Consider the following 19,109-nt stretch of genomic DNA (forward strand, 5'->3'; position numbering starts at 1 on the left):
TATGAAGCGCTGCACAAATTGTGTGGGTGGGCATAAATAGCCCATAAGGTTGATTTTTGCGCCCATTTGAACGGTCTTTAATGCCCGCAGATTCTTAAGACTTTGAAATAAAATAAAAAAGATTCCTGTAGAGTTCTGAGATTGTTCTGCGTTAGGCGACCGTCGATAACATTCGCGCTATTGACCAAGACCAGAAAATCTCAAGACTGTGGCCATGGAACCAAATCGTCTCATACGCGTCACACGCAAAAGCTGACCAGAATGTTGTACTTGCCCAGCAAAACCGCTCGGGCAGTTCCATGGCTATCGGATACCGAATTGATGAAAAACAAATCGCCTATCGAGGAGTCCCCTCAGTACTCCGAATTGAACGCTCGATTTTCCCGTTTTCTGCTGGACTTCCGAAAGGAAAAACTCGCGCAGCAACTCGCCGGAGACGACAAAAACCGTGACGAGATTACTCGCGGAGACTTTCAATCATTCAAAGCGCGGATGACTGAGGGATTAGAACTAACCGATTACGATCTAGATCGTATTCACCGCCGAGTATTGTCTGTACTTCTCCGCCCCGAAGCGGGCTCTGAGCTACAAGACGAATGAGGCCGGAAGGCGTGAAACTGGCGTGTAGACCAATCTGACGTTCACACAATCAAGTAAACCAGTTCTCGGTTCAGTGTGACGCTCTGTGGCGTGGTCGAAGATTCCGTATGTCGATGCCAAAACAAAACGTTAGAACGGTCGACGCGAAAGGCCAACCAACAGACAGCTTTTACTTGTGGGCAGTGCAGCATGAAAGTATCACTGCGACATTTGCTGCGGAGTTTGAATGTGACTAAAATTAATAGAAGCGACATTTACGACAAAAACCTGAACTTTCTTATCGGCTCAGGTGCCTCACACGGGTTGTTGCCGACACTTGAACTTGAAATTTTAGAAGCAGATACCTTTGAAAAGCACTCTCTAGAAAGTTTGGCAACATACTTTGCAGACAACTGTCCGTCATCGAATGATTTGGAACACGAGCGTTTGATTGGCTTAGGAGGATCAGGCTCGCCGCAGTTTCAATCTACGCCGCGTTCTGATGATGCAGCAAGCGGCGTTTCTGGATTGTCTGGTGTTTGATTTCCTTTCTGCGTCTGAGGATTGTTTCGGCTCGACCGAAATAGACATCGGCGGGTGTCAGATTGCTGATGCTCTCGTGGTATCGGTTGTGGTTGTAGTGATTGATGAAGTCGCCGATGGCCTGTTCGAGCGCTCCTGGCAGATAGTAGTTTTCCAGCAGGACACGGTTCTTCATCGTCTGATGCCATCGCTCAATCTTGCCCTGGGTCTGCGGATGGTTGGGCGCTCCCGAACATGATCCATACCCTGCTCATCCAGCCATTTCGCCAACTCGCCAGAGATGTAACTGCTGCCGTTGTCGCTGAGCAGCCGGGGCTTGTGGGCAACGGTGACACTGTCACAACCTGATGCAGCCAAAGCGTCTTCCAGCGTTCCTGTGACATCGTCAGCTTTCATCGTGGTGCAAAGGCGCCAAGAGACAACGTAACGGCTGTAATCATCCAGGATCGTAGACAGGTAGAACCAGCCCCAACCGATGACTTTGAGATAGGTGAAGTCGGTCTGCCAAAGCTGGTTCGGCCGCACAGTCTTCTCATGGAATTCATCCGCCGCTTTGATGGTGATGCAGGCTGGGCTAGTGATCAGATCTTGTGCCTTCAGAAGCCTGTAAACACTGGCCTCAGAAACGAAGTAGCGCCTGGTGTCGGTGAACCGCACCGCAAGCTCGCGGGGCGATAACTCGGGTTCTTCCAGAGCCAGTTCCACGATCTGCTTGCGCACCTTGTCGGGGATGCGGTTCCAAACCCTACCGGCCGGGAATGGCGATCCTCAAGCCCGGCCTCGCCGAAAGACAGATACCTGTCGTACCAGCGGTAGAAGGTCGTTCTGGGAATGCCGAGCTTTTCCAGTGTGCGTTTGATCGGCAGGTGCGAACCGTCAACCAGCCGGATGATCTCAAGCTTTTCGGATGCGGGATATCTCATTCGTCGTCTCCCCCATCCTCGAACATGCTTTTTTTGAGCAGCCGGTTCTCAAGGGTCAGGTCGGCGACTACCTCAGCGCCGACGATTCCGCTCTCAAATCCTTCACCTCAGAGCTGGTAGCCTGGCGTGCGGTATCGCCAGCCAACCGCTTCTTACCGGCCTCAAGGAACTCTTTCGACCAGCTGTAATACAGGCTCGTAGCTATTCCTTCACGGCGACACAGCTCCGCTATGCTGTCTTCACCACGAAGCCCATCCAACACAATACGGATCTTCTCCTCTGCCGAATGCTGGCGCCGTGTCTTCCTGCGGATGTCTTTGACAACTCTCTCTGCTGACGCTTTCTGTTTCCCGGATTTCATTCTCATCTCCACTCTCTGATGGTTACGATGAGCCTGAAATCCTCCGCTACGCAATCAACCTAGTCTGTTCCATGGGTGCTGATGGCGGACATGGTGTGAGCGAGCCCCCTGATCCGGGCCGTAACGGATGTTGCCGCCAGTACATTGGCCAACTTCTGCGTTCGATGTTTCGTTTCTTCCTGCGCGTTCAGACAGTTATGAGTTGGCGGTCGACTTTCGCCACCTCACGTTTAAGTGGCTGAACGCGCCTCGGCGCAAGAGTGTACCACGAATGCCGCTTTGGGCTGTCTTTTGACTTTGCAAAGTCAGCTTTCTGTGCTGCGCCGGAATTCGTACAGGTCGCAGCATTCGGTAGGTTTAGAGTCGACTTGGCCATTCTCCGCGGCCTGCATGAATAGCTGGTCGCAGCCCAAAGCGGACCTTCATCACTAAGCTTTGCAATCTCTGAGATGCGGGACGAAGCTGACTTTTCAGGTCCGGCTATGCGTTCCTTACCTAGCAATAAATTTCGTAGTCTCTATCATGCTGGTTTTGCCCCACTGTCGAAGGAAACAACATGTTGCGTTCAATGCTTATCCCCGCAGTTCTCTTTGCGCCTCATTGTCTGACTGCTGCAGAGAAAGTGTCGGCAACGAACTTCTATGTCGTCAACCAAGAGCAAATTTCCGCGGGCGAGGACGTGTTCTGGAAAGAGGACAACTATGGGACTTATACCGTTGACGAGGGACCAATCGATCCTGGTTTTGTCCGGTGCGTGGGCTCGGGTTTCGGCGGACCCAGCGGTGTCAGCGGCGGTGGCGTCTGTGTTTATGGTGAAGAAGAGGACACGTTCACCATGAGATGGGAGGTTGTTGCCTTCGGCGTCAACAACTGGCGGATTGTTTCCTCCACCGGCAAATATTCGGGGATGACTGGAAGTGGAACGACCAAAACACGTGTGGCGTCAAATTTCCTGGCGCTACCGCACCGTATTTCTGACTGGGAAGGCGAGGTTGCCTTGCCCGCTAGGGATTGAAACTCGAACTGAAATGGTCGGGGATGATGCTGATTTGAAAGGTTGGCAAAGCCCGCATTGGGCTTGTTGTCGCCTTTCGTTACTTTTCACATTAATGACCGGTGGCAGCCCGAAGCGGACATTCTCGAAAGTTGGCACACTACTGCCGAACTTGATAGATTCGAAAAAAGGTTGCTATTGGGAAATGCGCATGACACGCCGACTTGCCGCCATACTTGCCGCCGATATGGTCGGCTACTCACGGCTTATGGCGGCTAACGAGGCGGGAACACTTGCTCGTCTCAAAGACCTACGACGGGACATCATCAATCCAAGTATCGAAAGTGCCGGAGGTGAGATTATCAAGCTTACCGGTGATGGCCTGTTTGCACTTTTTAGCTCGGTCGTTTCTGCCGTTGAGGCCGCAGCGACGCTCCAGAAGGCGCTGCACGCCGCCGAAGCCGAGAGCCCCACCGAAAGCCGGATCAGCTTCCGAATAGGGTTGCACATTGGAGACGTAATCTTGGACGAGGGCGACATTTATGGCGAGGGTGTTAATCTTGCCGCAAGACTCGAAGGCATCGCTGACCCAGGCGGTGTCATACTGTCTGACGACGCATGCCGGCAGGTTCGAGGCAAAATCGAACACGACATCATAGACCTTGGCGAAGTAGCGCTCAAAAACATCTCCGAGCCAGTTCGCGCCTACAAATTGGCGATGGAGGGCAAATCAGATTCCACGCAAAACCAATCTCAACCCACTGACAAACCCTCCATCGCTGTCTTGCCCTTCCAGAACATGTCCAATGATCCAGAACAGGAATACTTCTGTGACGGCGTTTCCGAAGACATCATCACAGAGCTCTCGCGCTTTCCCGAGCTTTTCGTCATCGCCCGCAACTCCTCATTTTCGTTCAGGGGTCGCCCCGTCACCCATATAGATATCGCTCGAGAACTCGGTGTTCGCTACATGCTAGAGGGTAGCCTCCGTCGAGCCCAAAACCGCGTACGCATTACTGCCCAACTCATCGACTGCACAAATGGAGCCCATGTTTGGGCCGAGCGCTACGACCGCACGCTAGACGACATCTTCGCGTTACAGGATGAGATTACACGCAGCGTGGTCGGCGCCATCGCCCCCCAGATATCCATTGCCGAAATAGATCGCGCGTCTGTGGCTCGAGATATCGACTTCAACTCCTACGACCTCTCGCTACGTGCAATGGCGATCTTCTACGCGGGAGGCTTCTACTCTCAGGATAAGTTCGATGAGGTCATATCGGTCTCTGATCGCGCCATTGATCTCGACCCGCGCAACGTCCAGGCCCATTGGATCAAAGCGTTTGCCTACCTGATGCGTTATCTATACCAGTTCGATGAGGACCCCACCGAAAACCTGGGCCTAGCTGATAAAAGCGTTGAACCTCTGTTTCTTGGTGGTCAACTCGACCCGCGCGCCTTATGCGTTCGCGGTATGGTTCGTCATTTCCGTGGAGATTTTGACGGGGCCAACGCCGACTTCAGTTTGGGCTTCACACTGAACCCGAACTTTGCCCGGAACATCTTCTTCATGGCCTGGCATGAATCTTTGGTCGGCCGAACCACACAGGCGCGCGAACATGCCCACCTTGCCCTCCAGCTTTCCCCACGCGACACTGACCTCTGGGTAGGAGACGCCTATCTGGCGCTCGCCCAAGCTGCCTTCGCCGACGCTGATTTTGAAGACGCAATGCGTTGGGGTGAGCACGCCATTCAGATGACGCCGCGTGCGCCGATCCGCCGGGCTCTTATGATCGCCAGTGCCGCCCACCTCGGGCGCGCCGAAGCAGGCCTGCCACATGAGCAGGCGCTGGCGGATTTCGCCCCAGCGTTCCTAGACAGCATTGTCTCCGGAGCTTTGATCCTCTTCCGTCTACCCGAACACAATGCGCTTTTGGTCGAAGGCTTGAAGAAAGCTGGTGTTAAGCCGTAGAGTTGGTCAGGATGCCAAAGCTCGAAACTATCGCAGACAAATCGTGCCAAGGGCCAATCCAATTTTAGCGCAATGTCCTCGAAAGGTTCTAAGCAATCGCTCATTGCTTCAATCGGCGACGACTGTTTCCAGCCCAAAACGGACATTCAACCCAGGACTTTGCAATTCCGGCTTGGCGGGCTTTTTGGTCGAAGAAATTTCTTGCACCAAGGTGCTGAGCCCAAAAAGTTAACAAATAAGACCGTTCCTCTAAGCCGATGTTTTTCCTATGGTTGGTAAGAAGTACCAAGTCGGGAGGTCTTAATGAACAAGCTTATCTCAGTAACGGGTGCCGTCTGCTTTGCTTTCACTGGAGCTTGGGCCGACGAACATACCCCGCCCAACATTCTTGTCATCATGGCAGATGACGTAGGTTGGGCGAGCGTCGGCGTTTACCACGGAGGTGTCAAAAGCATCGAGACGCCGAACTTGGATCGCCTCTCCTCTGAGGGTGCTCGTCTCACAGATTATTATGCCGAGCCAAGTTGTACTGCCGGTCGATCAGCTTTCATGACCGGACAATTGCCAATACGGACTGGTATGCACACGGTTGGACTGCCGGGAGATCCGGTAGGTTTAAACCCAGATGACCCAACGCTTCCGATGTTCCTGAAAAAGTTGGGGTATACGACGGGGCAGTTCGGAAAAAACCATCTAGGCGACCTCAATGAGTTCCTACCGACTGCAAAAGGTTTCGACGAGTATTGGGGTTGGCTCTATCACTTGAATGCTATGGAATATACGTCTGATCCGGATTGGCCAGACGACCCAGAATTCAACGCGCAATTTGCGCCTCGCAACATCATTCATTCATTTGCAACAGAGGAGGTAGACGAAACAGTCGACCCGCGATTTGGAAAAGTCGGGAAGCAGCGCATTATTGATGACGGGCCTGCGCCTCCTGAGCGCCAAAAGACTTTGGATGACGAAGTGACATCTCACACGAAGGACTTCATTTCTCGTGCAGTAGAGTCGGACACTCCGTTTTTTGTCTGGATGGCTCCAGCCCGTGCACACGTCTGGACCCACCTCAGCCCCGAATACGAAGCTATGTTGGGCAATGGGCGCGGACTTCAGGATGTTGTCATGAAGGAGTTGGACAACAACGTTGGTAACGTTCTCAGCCACCTTGAGGATCTGGGAGTCGCCGATAATACCATAGTGATGTTCACCGCAGACAATGGCCCGGAAACACTGACGTGGCCTGATGGTGGTACGACACCGTTTCATGGGGAAAAGGGTACTACTTGGGAAGGTGGCTTTAGAGTTCCTGCGATTATTCGCTGGCCGGGCAAAATTCCAGAAGGTCAAGTCTTGAATGGCATCTTCAGCGGAATGGACTGGATGCCAACATTTGTAGCTGCGGCTGGAGGTCCGACAGATCTAAGAGAAAAGCTCCTAGAGGGATATGAAGGCTATAAAGTGCATCTCGATGGCTACAATCAACTATCTTACCTGACGGGTGAGGATGAAGAGAGCAATCGCCGCGAGCTGATTTACTATCAGGGTACAGACCTCCAAGCAGTACGCTACAACGATTGGAAAGCGCACTTTGTCGTTCAAAACCACGGCTGGTCAGGCCCGAAGGAAGAATTGGTCGCCCCCTTGCTTTTCAACCTCCGCCGCGATCCCTACGAAAAAGCTGCGGAGGAAAGCGGTATGTACGTCCGCTGGATGGGTGAGAAAATGTGGGCATTCGGCCCAGCCGCCCGGTTAGTGCAGGCACATCTCGCTACTTTCGAGGAGTTCCCTCCGCGCGGGAAGCCGGTCGCCAATCAAGACCATGTTGAAGAACAAACATCAACCGAAGGCGGCATCTCTCAGTAGAGGAAGCGAGGCAACCAATACGCCTTTCCCACCGCAGCGTGGGCATCCGGCTCGGATCATCGGATGCCCAAAATAACCGACTAGGAATTTCGCAAAAAGCGAAACCTCTACGAGAAGGAGTCCTCCATGAGTGCTAGATTAGTCCTTCTGCTTGCTGCCGTCGGCCTCGTGCCAATTGCGTTGTCATACGGTCTGATGCCCGGCCGTTCGATCCCAGTTTTGCTGGGATTTCCAGTGGAAGGGACGAACCTGACGCATGTTTTCCGAGCGATTATGGGTCTTTACATGGCAAACGCTCTGTTTTGGTTGGCGGCTGCTTCGAAACCAGAGTTACAACGCCCCGCGCTGTGGGTTCTATTTTTGTTTATGTCAGGACTGGCCGTTGGGCGCATACTAAGCATCCTTATCGATGGAGTTCCGAACGGGGTACTTCTCTTTTATCTTGCAGCCGAGATAGCTTTTGCAGCTCTGGCGGCGGTTTCTCTGAAAAAAGTACGAGGAAACAGGAAGTGGTAAAATGGTGAGGTCTGGCTTTGTTTTCTCGATGATCGCAACTTTATCAGTTTCGGCATCCGCTTTTGCACAATCTTCATCTGTCCAGACCGCGGTGGACGAAAACTTCTTAGAGCTTGAGACTGCCGTTTCCGAAGCGGGAGCTGCTCCAATCGCATCGATAGATCACGCGCGCCTGGCCAAGGCCGAAGGCGTCGAAATGCCAGCATCTCGTGTACTCGTTTTCTCTGATCCAGAGGTAAACACACCTATACTGGAGGAGAACGTACGTGCAGGTCTGGACCTTCCTTTTCGCGTTCTTTCATTCGATCAGGATGGTCGACCGCAGATCGAATACACAGACTCTCAGTTTCTCAAAGTTCGGCATGGTCTAATCAATACCCAAGCGTTGAATGCATTTGAGAACAAGTTGCTCGAAGTCCTGAACGACTTGGATGCAGCACCAGCGCCGACCAAAGGATTAGTTGCAAACCATGGCATCATCGAATTGCGATCTGAGCTCAGCGTTCCAGAGGCAGTGGAACGTGTCAGGACAGCTGTGATGGGACAGGACGATACAGTCTGGTTTGGGGAGATCGATTTTGCGGCCGAAGCGTCCCAACTGGGGACGGAGCTGCCGGATGCTGTTCTCTTGCTATTCGGCGGACCAGCGCCCGGTGGTGTGGCTATGGCGGACTTTCCGGCAATTGGTTTGGATGCCTTTTGCCAAAAACTATTGGTTTACGCGAATGAAGAAGGCGGCTCCGTAGTCATTTTCAATGACATCGCTGCTTTGGCGGAGTTGCACTACGGTTCTTCAGCCGAACCTCATCACGGTTTGAACAAACGGCTGACGGAGACATTTCGCAAGGCAATTGAGTAGCCGCTGTTAGGAAAACGCAAAAAACCTTTGCCGATTGGCCATCTTTTCGTCGTCCGCTTTGGGTTGATTTCAGCGGTTCTCAACGCAACAGGCCTACCACGCTTTGGGCCGTTCGTTAAACTTTGCAAAGGCCGCTTTCTGCGCATTGCTGTAATTGGAGCTTCGCGCGGCATCAGTCAATTTGAACTCGGTAACGACCGTCGCTGACTTCCGTATATGTGGTTGTCCGCCATCAGCACCCATGGAACAGACTAGGTTGATTGCGTAGCGGAGGATTTCAGGCTCATCGTAACCATCAGAGAGTGGAGATGAGAATGAAATCCGGGAAACAGAAAGCGTCAGCAGAGAGAGTTGTCAAAGACATCCGCAGGAAGACACGGCGCCAGCATTCGGCAGAGGAGAAGATCCGTATTGTGTTGGATGGGCTTCGTGGTGAAGACAGCATAGCGGAGCTGTGTCGCCGTGAAGGAATAGCTACGAGCCTGTATTACAGCTGGTCGAAAGAGTTCCTTGAGGCCGGTAAGAAGCGGTTGGCTGGCGATACCGCACGCCAGGCTACCAGCTCTGAGGTGAAGGATTTGAGAGCGGAATCGTCGGCGCTGAAAGAGGTAGTCGCCGACCTGACCCTTGAGAACCGGCTGCTCAAAAAAAGCATGTTCGAGGATGGGGGAGACGACGAATGAGATATCTGTCACCCAACAGTCGCTGCTTGCAGCGATGAGAGGGCAACATCCGAAAAGCTTGAGATCATTCGGCTGGTTGACGGTTCGCACCTGCCGATCAAACGCACACTGGAAAAGCTCGGCATTCCCAGAACGACCTTCTACCGCTGGTACGACAGGTATCTGTCTTTCGGCGAGGCCGGGCTTGAGGATCGCCATTCCCGGCCAGGTAGGGTTTGGAACCGCATCCCCGACAAGGTGCGCAAGCAGATCGTGGAACTGGCTCTGGAAGAACCCGAGTTATCGCCCCGCGAGCTTGCGGTGCGGTTCACCGACACCAGGCGCTACTTCGTTTCTGAGGCCAGTGTTTACAGGCTTCTGAAGGCACAAGATCTGATCACTAGCCCAGCCTGCATCACCATCAAAGCGGCGGATGAATTCCATGAGAAGACTGTGCGGCCGAACCAGCTTTGGCAGACCGACTTCACCTATCTCAAAGTCATCGGTTGGGGCTGGTTCTACCTGTCTACGATCCTGGATGATTACAGCCGTTACGTTGTCTCTTGGCGCCTTTGCACCACGATGAAAGCTGACGATGTCACAGGAACGCTGGAAGACGCTTTGGCTGCATCAGGTTGTGACAGTGTCACCGTTGCCCACAAGCCCCGGCTGCTCAGCGACAACGGCAGCAGTTACATCTCTGGCGAGTTGGCGAAATGGCTGGATGAGCAGGGTATGGATCATGTTCGGGGAGCGCCCAACCATCCGCAGACCCCAGGGCAAGATTGAGCGATGGCATCAGACGATGAAGAACCGTGTCCTGCTGGAAAACTACTATCTGCCAGGAGCGCTCGAACAGGCCATCGGCGACTTCATCAATCACTACAACCACAACCGATACCACGAGAGCATCAGCAATCTGACACCCGCCGATGTCTATTTCGGTCGAGCCGAAACAATCCTCAGACGCAGAAAGGAAATCAAACACCAGACAATCCAGAAACGCCGCTTGCTGCATCATCAGAACGCGGCGTAGATTGAAACTGCGGCGAGCCTGATCCTCCTAAGCCAATCAAACGCTCGTGTTCCAAATCATTCGATGACGGACATCAAGATGGGCGAAGTGGCCGCGGTATGACCAAGGGTGATATTAAATATATATAAAAATCAATGTTTTAGTTTTTGATGGCTGCCGATTATGGGCTATATATGCCCAACGGAACACAAATGTGTGTGGCGTGTCACGCGACATGACCTAAACGTTTTAATAGGTCATTTAAGGCAGGTGATATGAGGAACAGCCCCGGATTTCTTCTGGGGTTGTCCTGTGTCGAGACGCTTCTTCAGGATAGTGGGTATGCTAACAGATGCGCAAATCCTGATCATGCGATTGCAACAGCGCCACAAGACTGCCAGACCGCGCAGCTTTCTCGGCTGTCGACCACCTGTTCCCAAAGTGTTCATACGGGCTGAACAGCGTCAACTCAGGCATTAGCATTCAACCCGAGCTGCCCACTGGGGTCTGCTCTCTAGGCGCCGCCCCGAAACAGCGAGAACCCCCATGGGGTGAATTTGAATGGCAAATGGAAGTGTTCCTCAACACGTTCGATGCCAAAGCGAAAGACCGCGGTCTCGAGGAACGAGGGATCCGGCAGCAAGCGACCAGCTTGCCGATAGTAGTCACCGACCTCGAACTCGACCTCATAGAGGCCTGGCTGCACATCTTGGCCCGTGCTGACCGGATGGAGCAGCAGCCCGTCCGCACCACAGACTCCGGATGCGATTTCCGTTCTCGCAGGACGCACGTGCCATAGCCGAACAGCCAGGCCGGCAGCGGGTATGCCTTCGGCAACATCCACCGCATGAATTGAAATTCCTCCAGCATCCGGACCGGTTGGATTGGTCTGAGGTGTCACGGCGCAATTCTCCTCCTTTGCGGAGCTCCATGCAGATCGCAAGCTCCATCGATATGGTTCTGTCATTTCATTATCTGCCACAGAGAAGGAAGCGCCATTTCAAAATACAGAATAGGCTGTTAGCCTAGTCGAGACTACGCCGACCGGCTTTGGCGCAAAGCGTCGTCTCGTTCTCCCATGCCTCGGAGGGGGTCTCAAGAAATGGCACTTCATCTGGTTCCGCGCGCACTTCAATATCTAGAGCAGGTCGCGCAATCTGGATCAATCCAGGCGGCGTCACGGGAACTCGGTATCTCTGCATCTGCCGTCCACCGGCAGATCGTGGCGATAGAGGAGGACTTGGGAGAGGCTCTGTTTGACAGAGATCCCAAGGGCCTGACTTTGACACCCACAGGCAAGCTTGTTCTGGACCTTGCACGCGGTTGGCGCCTCGACAACGCGCGCCTGTGGTCTACTGTCCAGGAAAATCGAGGCATCGAACAGGGACATTTCAGGTTCGCCGCTATGGATAGCATGGTCAACGGTTTCGTGCTTGAAGTGGTGCGAGCCGTCGCTTTGGATTTCCCGATGGTCACCGTCGATGTCGAAATCATGAGCCCGGACGCCGCCGTCAAAGGCGTTCTCAACGGCGACTTTGATCTCGCTGCTGTTGCAAATGCACCGCCCGTCGATACGCTCGACTTTCATTGGCGACGAGAGTTTCCGCTGGGATGCATCGCCACGAGAGATCATCCGGTGGCGACCAAGTCCTCGATAAGTTTCTCGGAATTCGTGGCGAATCCCGTCGTGTTCCAGAGCTCGGCACTGTCCATCCGGAAACTTCTTGAGGTTCGTCATGGATGGCTCTTCGAGCAGGCTCGCACGCCAGTTGTCGTCAACTCCATTCAACTCATGAAGCTGCTTGTCGCGACAGGCAGGTATGTCGCTGTCACTTCGGAGATCGATGCAGGGCCGGAGATAAAGGACGGCCGGTTCGCCTTTGTCCCGATTAGCGACAAGGATGCGTTTCGTCAGAGCATCTCTCTGATATCCAACGCTCAGATGCCGATTTCAGCCCTCCGTCAGAAGATCCTCGACCTATCAGTCCGGTGTCTTGATGACCTCTCTGGAACGTCCGGTCACCCGATCTGACGTGGTGTTGAATCTCGGCGAGCCTCGAGAGAGATTCTCAGATCATTCTAAAAATGCGAATGTATCGTAAACTTTTATTCTATGGACGACAATAGTGCCTCTGCCTACGCTGTACCGTAGGGGGACGTCACATGACATCATTGGAAGACTTAAATCATGCGGACGATCAGACGGCGCTTGGCTACATCGAACCCTTGATCGAACGAGCGCCCGAGGTCGCAAAACGGGTGGTCTCGCACCGGCCTTTTCGGGATTTGGATGCGCTGACGACGGCCATTCACCGAGAACTCATTGCCCTGAGCGAAGCGGACAGAATTACCCTGTTTTGCGCGCATCCCGAACTCGCGCCCGACAATCCCCTGACCATGACGGCGGAATCCCAAGTCGAGCAGGGTCGGTTCGATCTCACCTCTCCCAAAAGCGAATACCGAGACCGACTTGCATCGATGAATGCCGCGTACCGGCAACGCTTTGGTTTTCCATTCATTACCGCCCTGGCACGCCATGCTGATTTGGACAGCGTAATCGCTGAGTTCACTGATCGTCTAAAGGCCGATCGCGCCTCCGAAATCCGCTCGGCAATCGACCAAATCTCTGCCGTAAGCGCAGCCCGCGTTCTTGCGATCTTCAGGCAGGCCTCGAAACCAGACATGCACGGAAAAGGGGGCGCAGTGACAAGAGGGACCGGGCATGCCAGTTGATCCCGAACATTTGGACGCCGACGACCGGGTGCCGGAAGGAAACCACGGAGCGCTCGGTTGGGGCGAAGAGATCGGAGGGTTGGTGCTCTTCAGTCTGAGCATCATCTTCATGGTCGGTGGCTGGCAGTTGGGGCTCGGGGTTCCGACCCGCCTCGGAACCGGGGCCTTCCCATTTGTCACCGGAGCCATTCTTGCGATCCTGGCGCTGATCATCTGTGTGGAAGAGCGGCGCGGCGATGGTATCGCCGAGACACCGGACTGGATTGAGCTTTTCGCGATCTGCGGGGCTCTCGCCATGTTCGCGCTTACAGCCGATTGGCTTGGACTCGTTCCCGCAGTCTTCCTGACGGTGATCGTTGCCAGCCTGCCGGACCGCACACTTTCTTGGATCGGAAAACTGATCCTCGGGGTGGTCGTGGCGCTCGGATGCTGGGCAGTCTTCATCGAACTGCTAAATCTGCCTCTCCGGCCGTTTCCGGGAGGCTGACTATGGATGTCCTAACACTCTTTTACCAAGGCCTGCTGGTGGTTCTCGAGCCGCAGAACCTGATGTACTGCTTCATTGGGGTGTTTCTTGGAACCTTCATCGGTGTTCTGCCGGGCATCGGGTCGATGGCGGCGATCGCGATGATTTTGCCGCTCACCTTCTATCTCGATCCGACACCCGCCTTGGTGATGATTGCCGGTGTCTTCTACGGCGCGGAATACGGCGGATCGACCGCCTCGATCCTGATGAACGTTCCAGGCACGCCGGCGGCCTCGATCACCGCGATCGAGGGGCACGCCCTCGCGAAAAAAGGCCGCGCAGGCGTTGCGTTCTTTTCGACAGCTACCGCTTCTTTCGGAGGCGGGATTATCGGTATGATCGTGATCGCCGTCCTGTCGCCGTCCCTGGCGCAGCTCGCGCTCAGTTTCGGACCACCTGACTATTTCTCTGTCCTTCTTCTAGGCCTGATCGCAGCCTCGGCCGTGAGTAACGGCGGTGCGTTGAAAGGAATCGCGATGGTGGTGACCGGCCTGATGCTTGGTACAATCGGCATCGACCTGACCACAGGAGACCTCAGGTTCACCATGGGCATTCCGGAACTGCGCGATGGCGTACACATCGTAATCGTGGCGATGGGTCTCTTCGGCGTGACCGAGGTCATCGCGTCGATCCGCACGGCGACCAGCGGAAAGGCGGCTCAGACCGTCGACTACAACGATTTCTATCCCTCAAAAGAAGAATGGAAATCACTGCCTGCACCGATCTTGCGTGGCGGTGCGATCGGATCCTTCATTGGTGCTCTGCCAGGCACCGGCCAGACCATTGCTGCGGCCCTTGCCTATGCGGTCGAGAAGCGGGTGAACCGCCGGCGGAAGGATTTTGGTACCGGTGTGGTTCCTGGCGTGGCAGTTCCCGAGGCAGCGAACAACTCGGCGACTCAAACGGCCTTCATTCCCACCCTCACCCTGGGGGTGCCCGGCAGCCCGCCAATGGCGATTGTTATTGGGGCACTGATGATCTACGGGATCACGCCAGGACCCCGTCTTCTCACTGAACAGCCCGACATGTTCTGGGGTCTGGTCGCGAGCTTTCTCGTAGGCAACATTATGCTGCTGATCCTCAACGTACCCTTGATCGGCATGTGGGTTAGGCTTCTTAAAATTCCCTACAAGTATATGTACCCGACGATTATCGTTCTGATCTGCATGGGTGTCTACAGTCTGAACAACAACGTGTTCGACGTCTGGTTGACGCTGGTGATCGGTGCCGTCGGTTACGTCATGAGACTCTTCCGCTTCGAGCCTGCGCCCCTGCTCTTAGGGTTCGTTCTCGGCCCGCTCATGGAAGAACAGCTGCGTCGCTCGATGCTTCTGTCTCGTGGCGACCCGATGGTGTTTCTGCAGAGACCCATCAGCGCGACGCTGATCGCAATCACTGTCGCCATTCTCGCATTTGCTCTGTTCAAGACAGAGCAGAACCGACGCCGCCGTCGCGCGGCCAAGAAAGCCAATCAGGGAGAAACACCAACATGAGAATTGACCGAAGACTACTTATGAGCACCGGAGCCGCAGCGGCCCTCTTTCTGCACGCACCTGCGGCACTGGCAGAACCCGGAGCCTGGAGCGATGAGCCGGTCAGGATCGTTGTGACGTTCCCGCCAGGCGGCACAAGCGACCTTGTCGCAAGACTGCTCGCCCAGCACCTCGATACCGATTTCGGGCAGAAGGCTGTGGTCGACAACCGTCCGGGGGCGGCAGGAACGGTTGCGGCCGACTACGTCGCGCAACAGGCTCCTGATGGCACGACGCTGATTCTGTCGAACAATGCGCCCTTCACGATCGCACCGACGCGGTTCCAATCGATTCCCTATGAACCGCTCGATGGATTCACGCATGTCGCCTATATAGGCGCGTCGGCGCCCGGCCTCTTTGTTCAGCCCTCCTCCGGGATCACCTCGCTCAACGAGTATGTTGCGTTTGTCAAAGAGACCCCGATGACTTTTGGTTCGAGCGGCGTGGGCTCGATCTCCCACATTCTGGGAGTTGCCGTCGATCAGGCGCTCGGGGTGGAGTCGATCCACGTGCCTTACCAGGGCAGCTCTCCGGCGATCCAAGATTTTCGCGCCGGCGTGCTGGACAGTTTCTATGACATGGTCGTTCAGAACAGCGAGATGATCGAAGACAACGAAGCCGTCGCGATTGCGATCGCTTCACTTGAGCGGAACAAGGAAATTCCTGACGTCCCGACCTTTAAGGAGCAGGGCTACGACATCGTGATTGAGAACTGGGTCGGCCTGTCCGGACCGGCGGGCATCGACCCGGCAACAGCCGAGACAATTCACGACACCGTCCTTGCTGTTTTTGCCAGTCCCGATGTCCAGGAACGGCTAAAGGAACTCGGGATTACGCATGCGGCGATGTCGACCGAGGACTACACAGCCTTCGTTGCGAACTCGATCGAGGTCTGGGCGCCCCTGATCGAATCGGCCGGAATCAAGGAGTAGACTGCTTTGGTTTGGTCGCCATGCTCATCTTGTATGGCGACCAGTCTCCTGCGGTTTATGCCGCGCAAGCCGATGAGACTCATCTAAGACTTTGGCCCGGCATCAACTCCCTTAGTTGCCCCGTCTGACAAGTTCAGTGGACTATGCAAAGTGAACATCAAAGTGCTTTAACGCTTCAGAACTTTGAGGAAAATCAATGTCTGGCTATCTCACGACCCATGTTCTCGACACCGCGCGCGGCCGCCCGGCAGAGGGAATGAAGATCGAACTGTTCCAGATCGAGGGCGACCGGCGCACGTATCTCAAGACGCTCACGACAAACGGCGACGGCCGCACCGATGAACAGGTGATGCCGACAGAACGGTTTGCAAAAGGCGTCTATGAACTAGTCTTCCATGCCGGAGACTATCTGGACCTGGCTGGTGTTGCTCCCGAAACGCCTCGCTTCCTGGACGTCATCCCGCTTCGGTTCATCATGTCGGAAGCGATCCACTACCATGTACCGCTCCTGCTCTCGCCATTCAGCTACGCAACCTATCGCGGCAGCTGACCGCCCTACAGGTATCATGGACGGCGAAAAAGCCGCGCCCGAAAGTCGTAAACATAACCAGTCGCTAGAGTTGAAGCGGGTGAAAGGGTTCTGTCGCAAATTTCGTCCCAACCTGGCAGGTCGAACGCAGTTCTGGTAGCGCGTGCTGGGACTGACAGGAGTAGGTCGTGACGACCTCAGACACGGGTGGCAACTATTCTGTGGCAGAACCGAGGGCGAACTCGGCCAAGAATACCAAACTGCTGTACATTCCCGATCATCAGGTAATCAAGAACTGCGAAACAGAACCGAGCAATGTTCGCCTGTGTTTCATAAAATTGTAGCAATGAGAATCCTGTTAGAGCATTGGTAGTTAGTTCCAATGCAAAGTCGTATTCTGAGAGTGTGTTGGTTTCTTGGGACGCGCCAATTTTCCGGTATTTATTTCGCGTCTACGTCAATCGCCTCGCCCAGTGTTTTAAGCAATTCATTCAGGTTTTCGCGCTGCGTGGGTGATAACCCTCTCAAGAGCCGATGTTGTGTTTCAACGTGATCTGAAACGACATTTTCGATTTTTGAGAACCCGGCCTTGGTCAAACGTATCAAAAAACCCCGTTTATCTTCAGGATTTGGTACGCGCTCTACCAGACCTGCCTTGACGAGCTGGTCAATCCGGTTGGTCATTGTCCCGGACGTCACCATGGTCAGGTCAAGCAATTCCCCGGGCGACAAGCCTTCAGGCTTTCCGGATCTGCGCAGAGTCGCCAGTACATCAAAGCTGGCGAGGTTTAGCCCGTAAACCTTCCAGGTTTTGTCCATCTCTTTTCTGAGTTGAGCCACCAGGCGGGAGAGACGCCCAATCGTTTCCATCGGTCCGACATCAAGGTCGGGTCGGGCTTTGTTCCATTGCGAAATGATACGATCAATGTGGTCCATGGAAGCATATTGCGAAGATTTATCTTGACGTCAAGAGAATGAGTAATATCTTGACGTCAAGATAAATGGAGATTCCTCATGAAACATCGTGTCGACATCGCGCTCACTGCAATCGCGCCGCTGGTCTGGGGCAGCACGTACTACGTTACGACTGAATTCCTTCCGGCCGGGTACCCAGTCACTATGGCTGCCCTGCGGGCTTTGCCCGCTGGCCTGCTATTGCTTGTTCTTGCCCGGCAATTGCCGCAGGGTATCTGGTGGATACGCGCCTTCGTTCTCGGTGCGCTCAACTTCACCGCGTTCTGGACATTGCTATTTGTGGCGGCATACCGGCTGCCTGGCGGTGTAGCCGCAACTGTTGGGGCGGTTCAGCCTTTGATTGTCGTATTCTTGGCCGGGGTGCTGATTGGTACGACGGTCAAGGTGTCTGCGGTGGTCGCGGCACTGATCGGTATCTTTGGGGTCGGACTTCTTGTTCTTGGTTCGGGGATTTCACTTGATCCGATTGGAGTGATTGCGGGCATCGGGGGCGCAGCCTCCATGGGGGCGGGCACAGTTCTGACCCGGAAGTGGCAAGCCCCTGTGCCCCTTTTGACTTTGGCGGCCTGGCAACTCACGGCAGGGGGGCTGTTGCTGGTACCCTTGGCGCTTTTGTTTGAGCCTGCGTTTCCACCATTGAATACGCAAAACATCACCGGCATCGTCTATCTCACTCTGATCGGGGCTGCGCTGACATACATCTTATGGTTCCGGGGCGTTTCCCGGATCGAACCCGGCGCCGTTTCAGCCCTTGGTTTTCTCAGCCCGCTTTCCGCAGTCATTATTGGATGGATGCTTCTTGGTCAGGCTTTGACACCCACCCAGATCGCCGGAGCCGGGGTTGTGCTCACGGCAATCTGGCTTGGACAGCGTGCTGGGCAGATGGGCAATTCCGTACTTTCAAGAACTTCCAATTCACACCTCGTCTCAAAAGGAGAATGCTCATGAAACTTGTTGTATTTGGTGCCACTGGCGACGTCGGTTCTCGTGTCGTGACTGAGGCCATTTCGCGTGGCCATGAGGTTACTGCGGCAGTTCGAAACGAGGCGGGGCTCAAAAAACTACCCAAGGGTGCCAAGCCGGTTGTTGCAGATGTCGCAGACCCTGCGGCATTGGCCGCTGCGATGGCTGGCCAGGATTTGGCCATAAGCGCTGTGCGTACACCGGCCGGGCGTGAAGGTGAAATTGTTGCTTTGACCCGATCCATCCTGCATGTCGCATCTCTTGTCCGTCTTCGCGTAATTATTATTGGGGGTGCCGCTCGTCTGCATATGCCCGATGGCAGCCCGCACACTGTCTTATCAGATCCAGACTTTCTGCCTGAAAGCATAGTCCCAACCGCACGTGCATCCATGGCGCAGTGGGAACTCTGTTCATCGGATGCCTCAGCAAACTGGACCTATGCCAGCCCGTCCGCCTTATTGCAGCCCGGTGAACGCCTGGGCGTCTTCAGAACCGACACAGATAACCTGATTGTTGATGACGCCGGCAACTCAGAAATCTCCATGGAAGATTTTGCAGTGGCAATTGTAGATGAGGCTCAATCGCCCAAATATCCACGCGCCGCCTTTACCGTAGGCTATTGAACCCCC

At 54.6% G+C, this 19,109-nt stretch carries 17 protein-coding genes and 2 pseudogenes; 16 read left to right on the forward strand and 3 right to left on the reverse strand.

The genetic code is table 11. From position 1 onward, the window contains the following. Positions 1-321: 321 nt before the first annotated feature. Entirely contained in the window at positions 322-600 is a 279-nt protein-coding gene (locus ACR3E2_RS16625) for a hypothetical protein (RefSeq protein ID WP_170723698.1), read from the forward strand. A 189-nt stretch (positions 601-789) separates the two neighbouring features. Then, the gene (locus ACR3E2_RS16630) at positions 790-1,122 is read left to right on the forward strand and encodes a hypothetical protein (protein ID WP_480492801.1); all 333 of its coding nucleotides are present in this window, start codon (positions 790-792) and stop codon (positions 1,120-1,122) included. Here the strand turns inward: ACR3E2_RS16630 and ACR3E2_RS16635 are convergent. After that, a pseudogene (locus tag ACR3E2_RS16635) lies at positions 1,067-2,412 on the reverse strand (IS3 family transposase). The gene ACR3E2_RS16630 and the pseudogene ACR3E2_RS16635 sit on opposite strands and share 56 nt — an antisense overlap. Positions 2,413-2,962: 550 nt before the next feature. Between ACR3E2_RS16635 and ACR3E2_RS16640 the strand changes: the two are divergent. The 6 genes and pseudogenes from ACR3E2_RS16640 (at position 2,963) to ACR3E2_RS16665 (ending at position 10,311) form a co-directional block, all read left to right on the forward strand. Beyond that, complete coding sequence (locus ACR3E2_RS16640; protein WP_480484939.1) at positions 2,963-3,421, forward strand: hypothetical protein; 459 nt, start codon at positions 2,963-2,965, stop codon at positions 3,419-3,421. 13 nt (positions 3,422-3,434) lie between these two features. Next, on the forward strand, positions 3,435-5,372 hold the full coding sequence (locus ACR3E2_RS16645) for an adenylate/guanylate cyclase domain-containing protein (protein WP_480474018.1): 1,938 nt from the start codon (positions 3,435-3,437) through the stop codon (positions 5,370-5,372). A gap of 303 nt (positions 5,373-5,675) precedes the next feature. Continuing rightward, on the forward strand, positions 5,676-7,238 hold the full coding sequence (locus tag ACR3E2_RS16650) for an arylsulfatase (protein ID WP_480484940.1): 1,563 nt from the start codon (positions 5,676-5,678) through the stop codon (positions 7,236-7,238). 126 nt (positions 7,239-7,364) lie between these two features. Then, positions 7,365-7,754 carry a DUF4345 domain-containing protein gene (locus ACR3E2_RS16655; RefSeq protein ID WP_170582982.1) on the forward strand — a complete coding sequence of 130 codons (390 nt, stop codon included), beginning with the start codon at positions 7,365-7,367 and terminating at the stop codon, positions 7,752-7,754. A gap of 1 nt (position 7,755) precedes the next feature. After that, the gene (locus tag ACR3E2_RS16660; RefSeq protein WP_170582983.1) at positions 7,756-8,613 is read left to right on the forward strand and encodes a DUF302 domain-containing protein; all 858 of its coding nucleotides are present in this window, start codon (positions 7,756-7,758) and stop codon (positions 8,611-8,613) included. A 308-nt stretch (positions 8,614-8,921) separates the two neighbouring features. Next, positions 8,922-10,311 (forward strand): annotated as a pseudogene (locus tag ACR3E2_RS16665) (IS3 family transposase). Between the two features lie 493 nt (positions 10,312-10,804). Here the strand turns inward: ACR3E2_RS16665 and ACR3E2_RS16670 are convergent. Then, a complete protein-coding gene (locus ACR3E2_RS16670; RefSeq protein WP_480482332.1) occupies positions 10,805-11,191 on the reverse strand; it encodes a hydroxyisourate hydrolase in 387 nt (128 codons plus the stop codon). A gap of 201 nt (positions 11,192-11,392) precedes the next feature. Here ACR3E2_RS16670 and ACR3E2_RS16675 point away from each other — a divergent pair, with 201 nt between their 5' ends. The 6 genes from ACR3E2_RS16675 (at position 11,393) to uraH (ending at position 16,563) form a co-directional block, all read left to right on the forward strand. Beyond that, positions 11,393-12,322, forward strand: a complete 930-nt coding sequence (locus ACR3E2_RS16675) for a LysR family transcriptional regulator (RefSeq protein ID WP_480482330.1) — start codon at positions 11,393-11,395, stop codon at positions 12,320-12,322. Positions 12,323-12,453: 131 nt separating this feature from the next. Next, the gene (locus ACR3E2_RS16680; RefSeq protein WP_480482328.1) at positions 12,454-13,023 is read left to right on the forward strand and encodes a 2-oxo-4-hydroxy-4-carboxy-5-ureidoimidazoline decarboxylase; all 570 of its coding nucleotides are present in this window, start codon (positions 12,454-12,456) and stop codon (positions 13,021-13,023) included. After that, positions 13,013-13,510: a tripartite tricarboxylate transporter TctB family protein gene (locus ACR3E2_RS16685; protein WP_480482326.1), complete on the forward strand. Its 498-nt coding sequence runs from the start codon at positions 13,013-13,015 to the stop codon at positions 13,508-13,510. Before ACR3E2_RS16680 ends, ACR3E2_RS16685 begins: the two co-directional genes overlap by 11 nt. A gap of 2 nt (positions 13,511-13,512) precedes the next feature. After that, the gene (locus ACR3E2_RS16690) at positions 13,513-15,042 is read left to right on the forward strand and encodes a tripartite tricarboxylate transporter permease (protein ID WP_480482324.1); all 1,530 of its coding nucleotides are present in this window, start codon (positions 13,513-13,515) and stop codon (positions 15,040-15,042) included. A gap of 20 nt (positions 15,043-15,062) precedes the next feature. Next, positions 15,063-16,013, forward strand: a complete 951-nt coding sequence (locus tag ACR3E2_RS16695; RefSeq protein ID WP_480482322.1) for a Bug family tripartite tricarboxylate transporter substrate binding protein — start codon at positions 15,063-15,065, stop codon at positions 16,011-16,013. A gap of 196 nt (positions 16,014-16,209) precedes the next feature. Further along, complete coding sequence (gene uraH, locus ACR3E2_RS16700; protein ID WP_480482320.1) at positions 16,210-16,563, forward strand: hydroxyisourate hydrolase; 354 nt, start codon at positions 16,210-16,212, stop codon at positions 16,561-16,563. A 420-nt stretch (positions 16,564-16,983) separates the two neighbouring features. On the opposite strand, the gene ACR3E2_RS16705 is transcribed toward uraH, so the two are convergent. After that, entirely contained in the window at positions 16,984-17,478 is a 495-nt protein-coding gene (locus ACR3E2_RS16705) for a MarR family winged helix-turn-helix transcriptional regulator (RefSeq protein ID WP_480482318.1), read from the reverse strand. Between the two features lie 78 nt (positions 17,479-17,556). On the opposite strand from ACR3E2_RS16705, the gene ACR3E2_RS16710 reads away from it, so the two are divergent. Both ACR3E2_RS16710 and ACR3E2_RS16715 read left to right on the forward strand, forming a co-directional pair. Beyond that, entirely contained in the window at positions 17,557-18,465 is a 909-nt protein-coding gene (locus tag ACR3E2_RS16710) for an EamA family transporter (protein ID WP_480482316.1), read from the forward strand. Next, on the forward strand, positions 18,462-19,103 hold the full coding sequence (locus ACR3E2_RS16715; RefSeq protein WP_480482314.1) for an NAD(P)-dependent oxidoreductase: 642 nt from the start codon (positions 18,462-18,464) through the stop codon (positions 19,101-19,103). The genes ACR3E2_RS16710 and ACR3E2_RS16715 overlap by 4 nt, the downstream gene beginning before the upstream one ends. The last annotated feature ends 6 nt before the right edge of the window (positions 19,104-19,109 follow it).

The organism is Ruegeria sp. AL7 (assembly GCF_056536105.1).

Coding starts and splice junctions, on each gene's coding strand:
- ACR3E2_RS16630 (WP_480492801.1), top strand. CDS start 790: ATGAAAGTATCACTGCGACATTTGCTGCGGAGTTTGAATGTGACTAAA.
- ACR3E2_RS16710 (WP_480482316.1), top strand. CDS start 17,557: ATGAAACATCGTGTCGACATCGCGCTCACTGCAATCGCGCCGCTGGTC.
- ACR3E2_RS16660 (WP_170582983.1), top strand. CDS start 7,756: ATGGTGAGGTCTGGCTTTGTTTTCTCGATGATCGCAACTTTATCAGTT.
- ACR3E2_RS16650 (WP_480484940.1), top strand. CDS start 5,676: ATGAACAAGCTTATCTCAGTAACGGGTGCCGTCTGCTTTGCTTTCACT.
- ACR3E2_RS16655 (WP_170582982.1), top strand. CDS start 7,365: ATGAGTGCTAGATTAGTCCTTCTGCTTGCTGCCGTCGGCCTCGTGCCA.
- ACR3E2_RS16640 (WP_480484939.1), top strand. CDS start 2,963: ATGTTGCGTTCAATGCTTATCCCCGCAGTTCTCTTTGCGCCTCATTGT.
- ACR3E2_RS16625 (WP_170723698.1), top strand. CDS start 322: ATGAAAAACAAATCGCCTATCGAGGAGTCCCCTCAGTACTCCGAATTG.
- ACR3E2_RS16680 (WP_480482328.1), top strand. CDS start 12,454: ATGACATCATTGGAAGACTTAAATCATGCGGACGATCAGACGGCGCTT.
- ACR3E2_RS16690 (WP_480482324.1), top strand. CDS start 13,513: ATGGATGTCCTAACACTCTTTTACCAAGGCCTGCTGGTGGTTCTCGAG.
- ACR3E2_RS16675 (WP_480482330.1), top strand. CDS start 11,393: ATGGCACTTCATCTGGTTCCGCGCGCACTTCAATATCTAGAGCAGGTC.
- ACR3E2_RS16685 (WP_480482326.1), top strand. CDS start 13,013: ATGCCAGTTGATCCCGAACATTTGGACGCCGACGACCGGGTGCCGGAA.
- uraH (WP_480482320.1), top strand. CDS start 16,210: ATGTCTGGCTATCTCACGACCCATGTTCTCGACACCGCGCGCGGCCGC.
- ACR3E2_RS16645 (WP_480474018.1), top strand. CDS start 3,435: ATGGTCGGGGATGATGCTGATTTGAAAGGTTGGCAAAGCCCGCATTGG.
- ACR3E2_RS16715 (WP_480482314.1), top strand. CDS start 18,462: ATGAAACTTGTTGTATTTGGTGCCACTGGCGACGTCGGTTCTCGTGTC.
- ACR3E2_RS16695 (WP_480482322.1), top strand. CDS start 15,063: ATGAGCACCGGAGCCGCAGCGGCCCTCTTTCTGCACGCACCTGCGGCA.
- ACR3E2_RS16705 (WP_480482318.1), bottom strand. CDS start 17,478: ATGGACCACATTGATCGTATCATTTCGCAATGGAACAAAGCCCGACCC.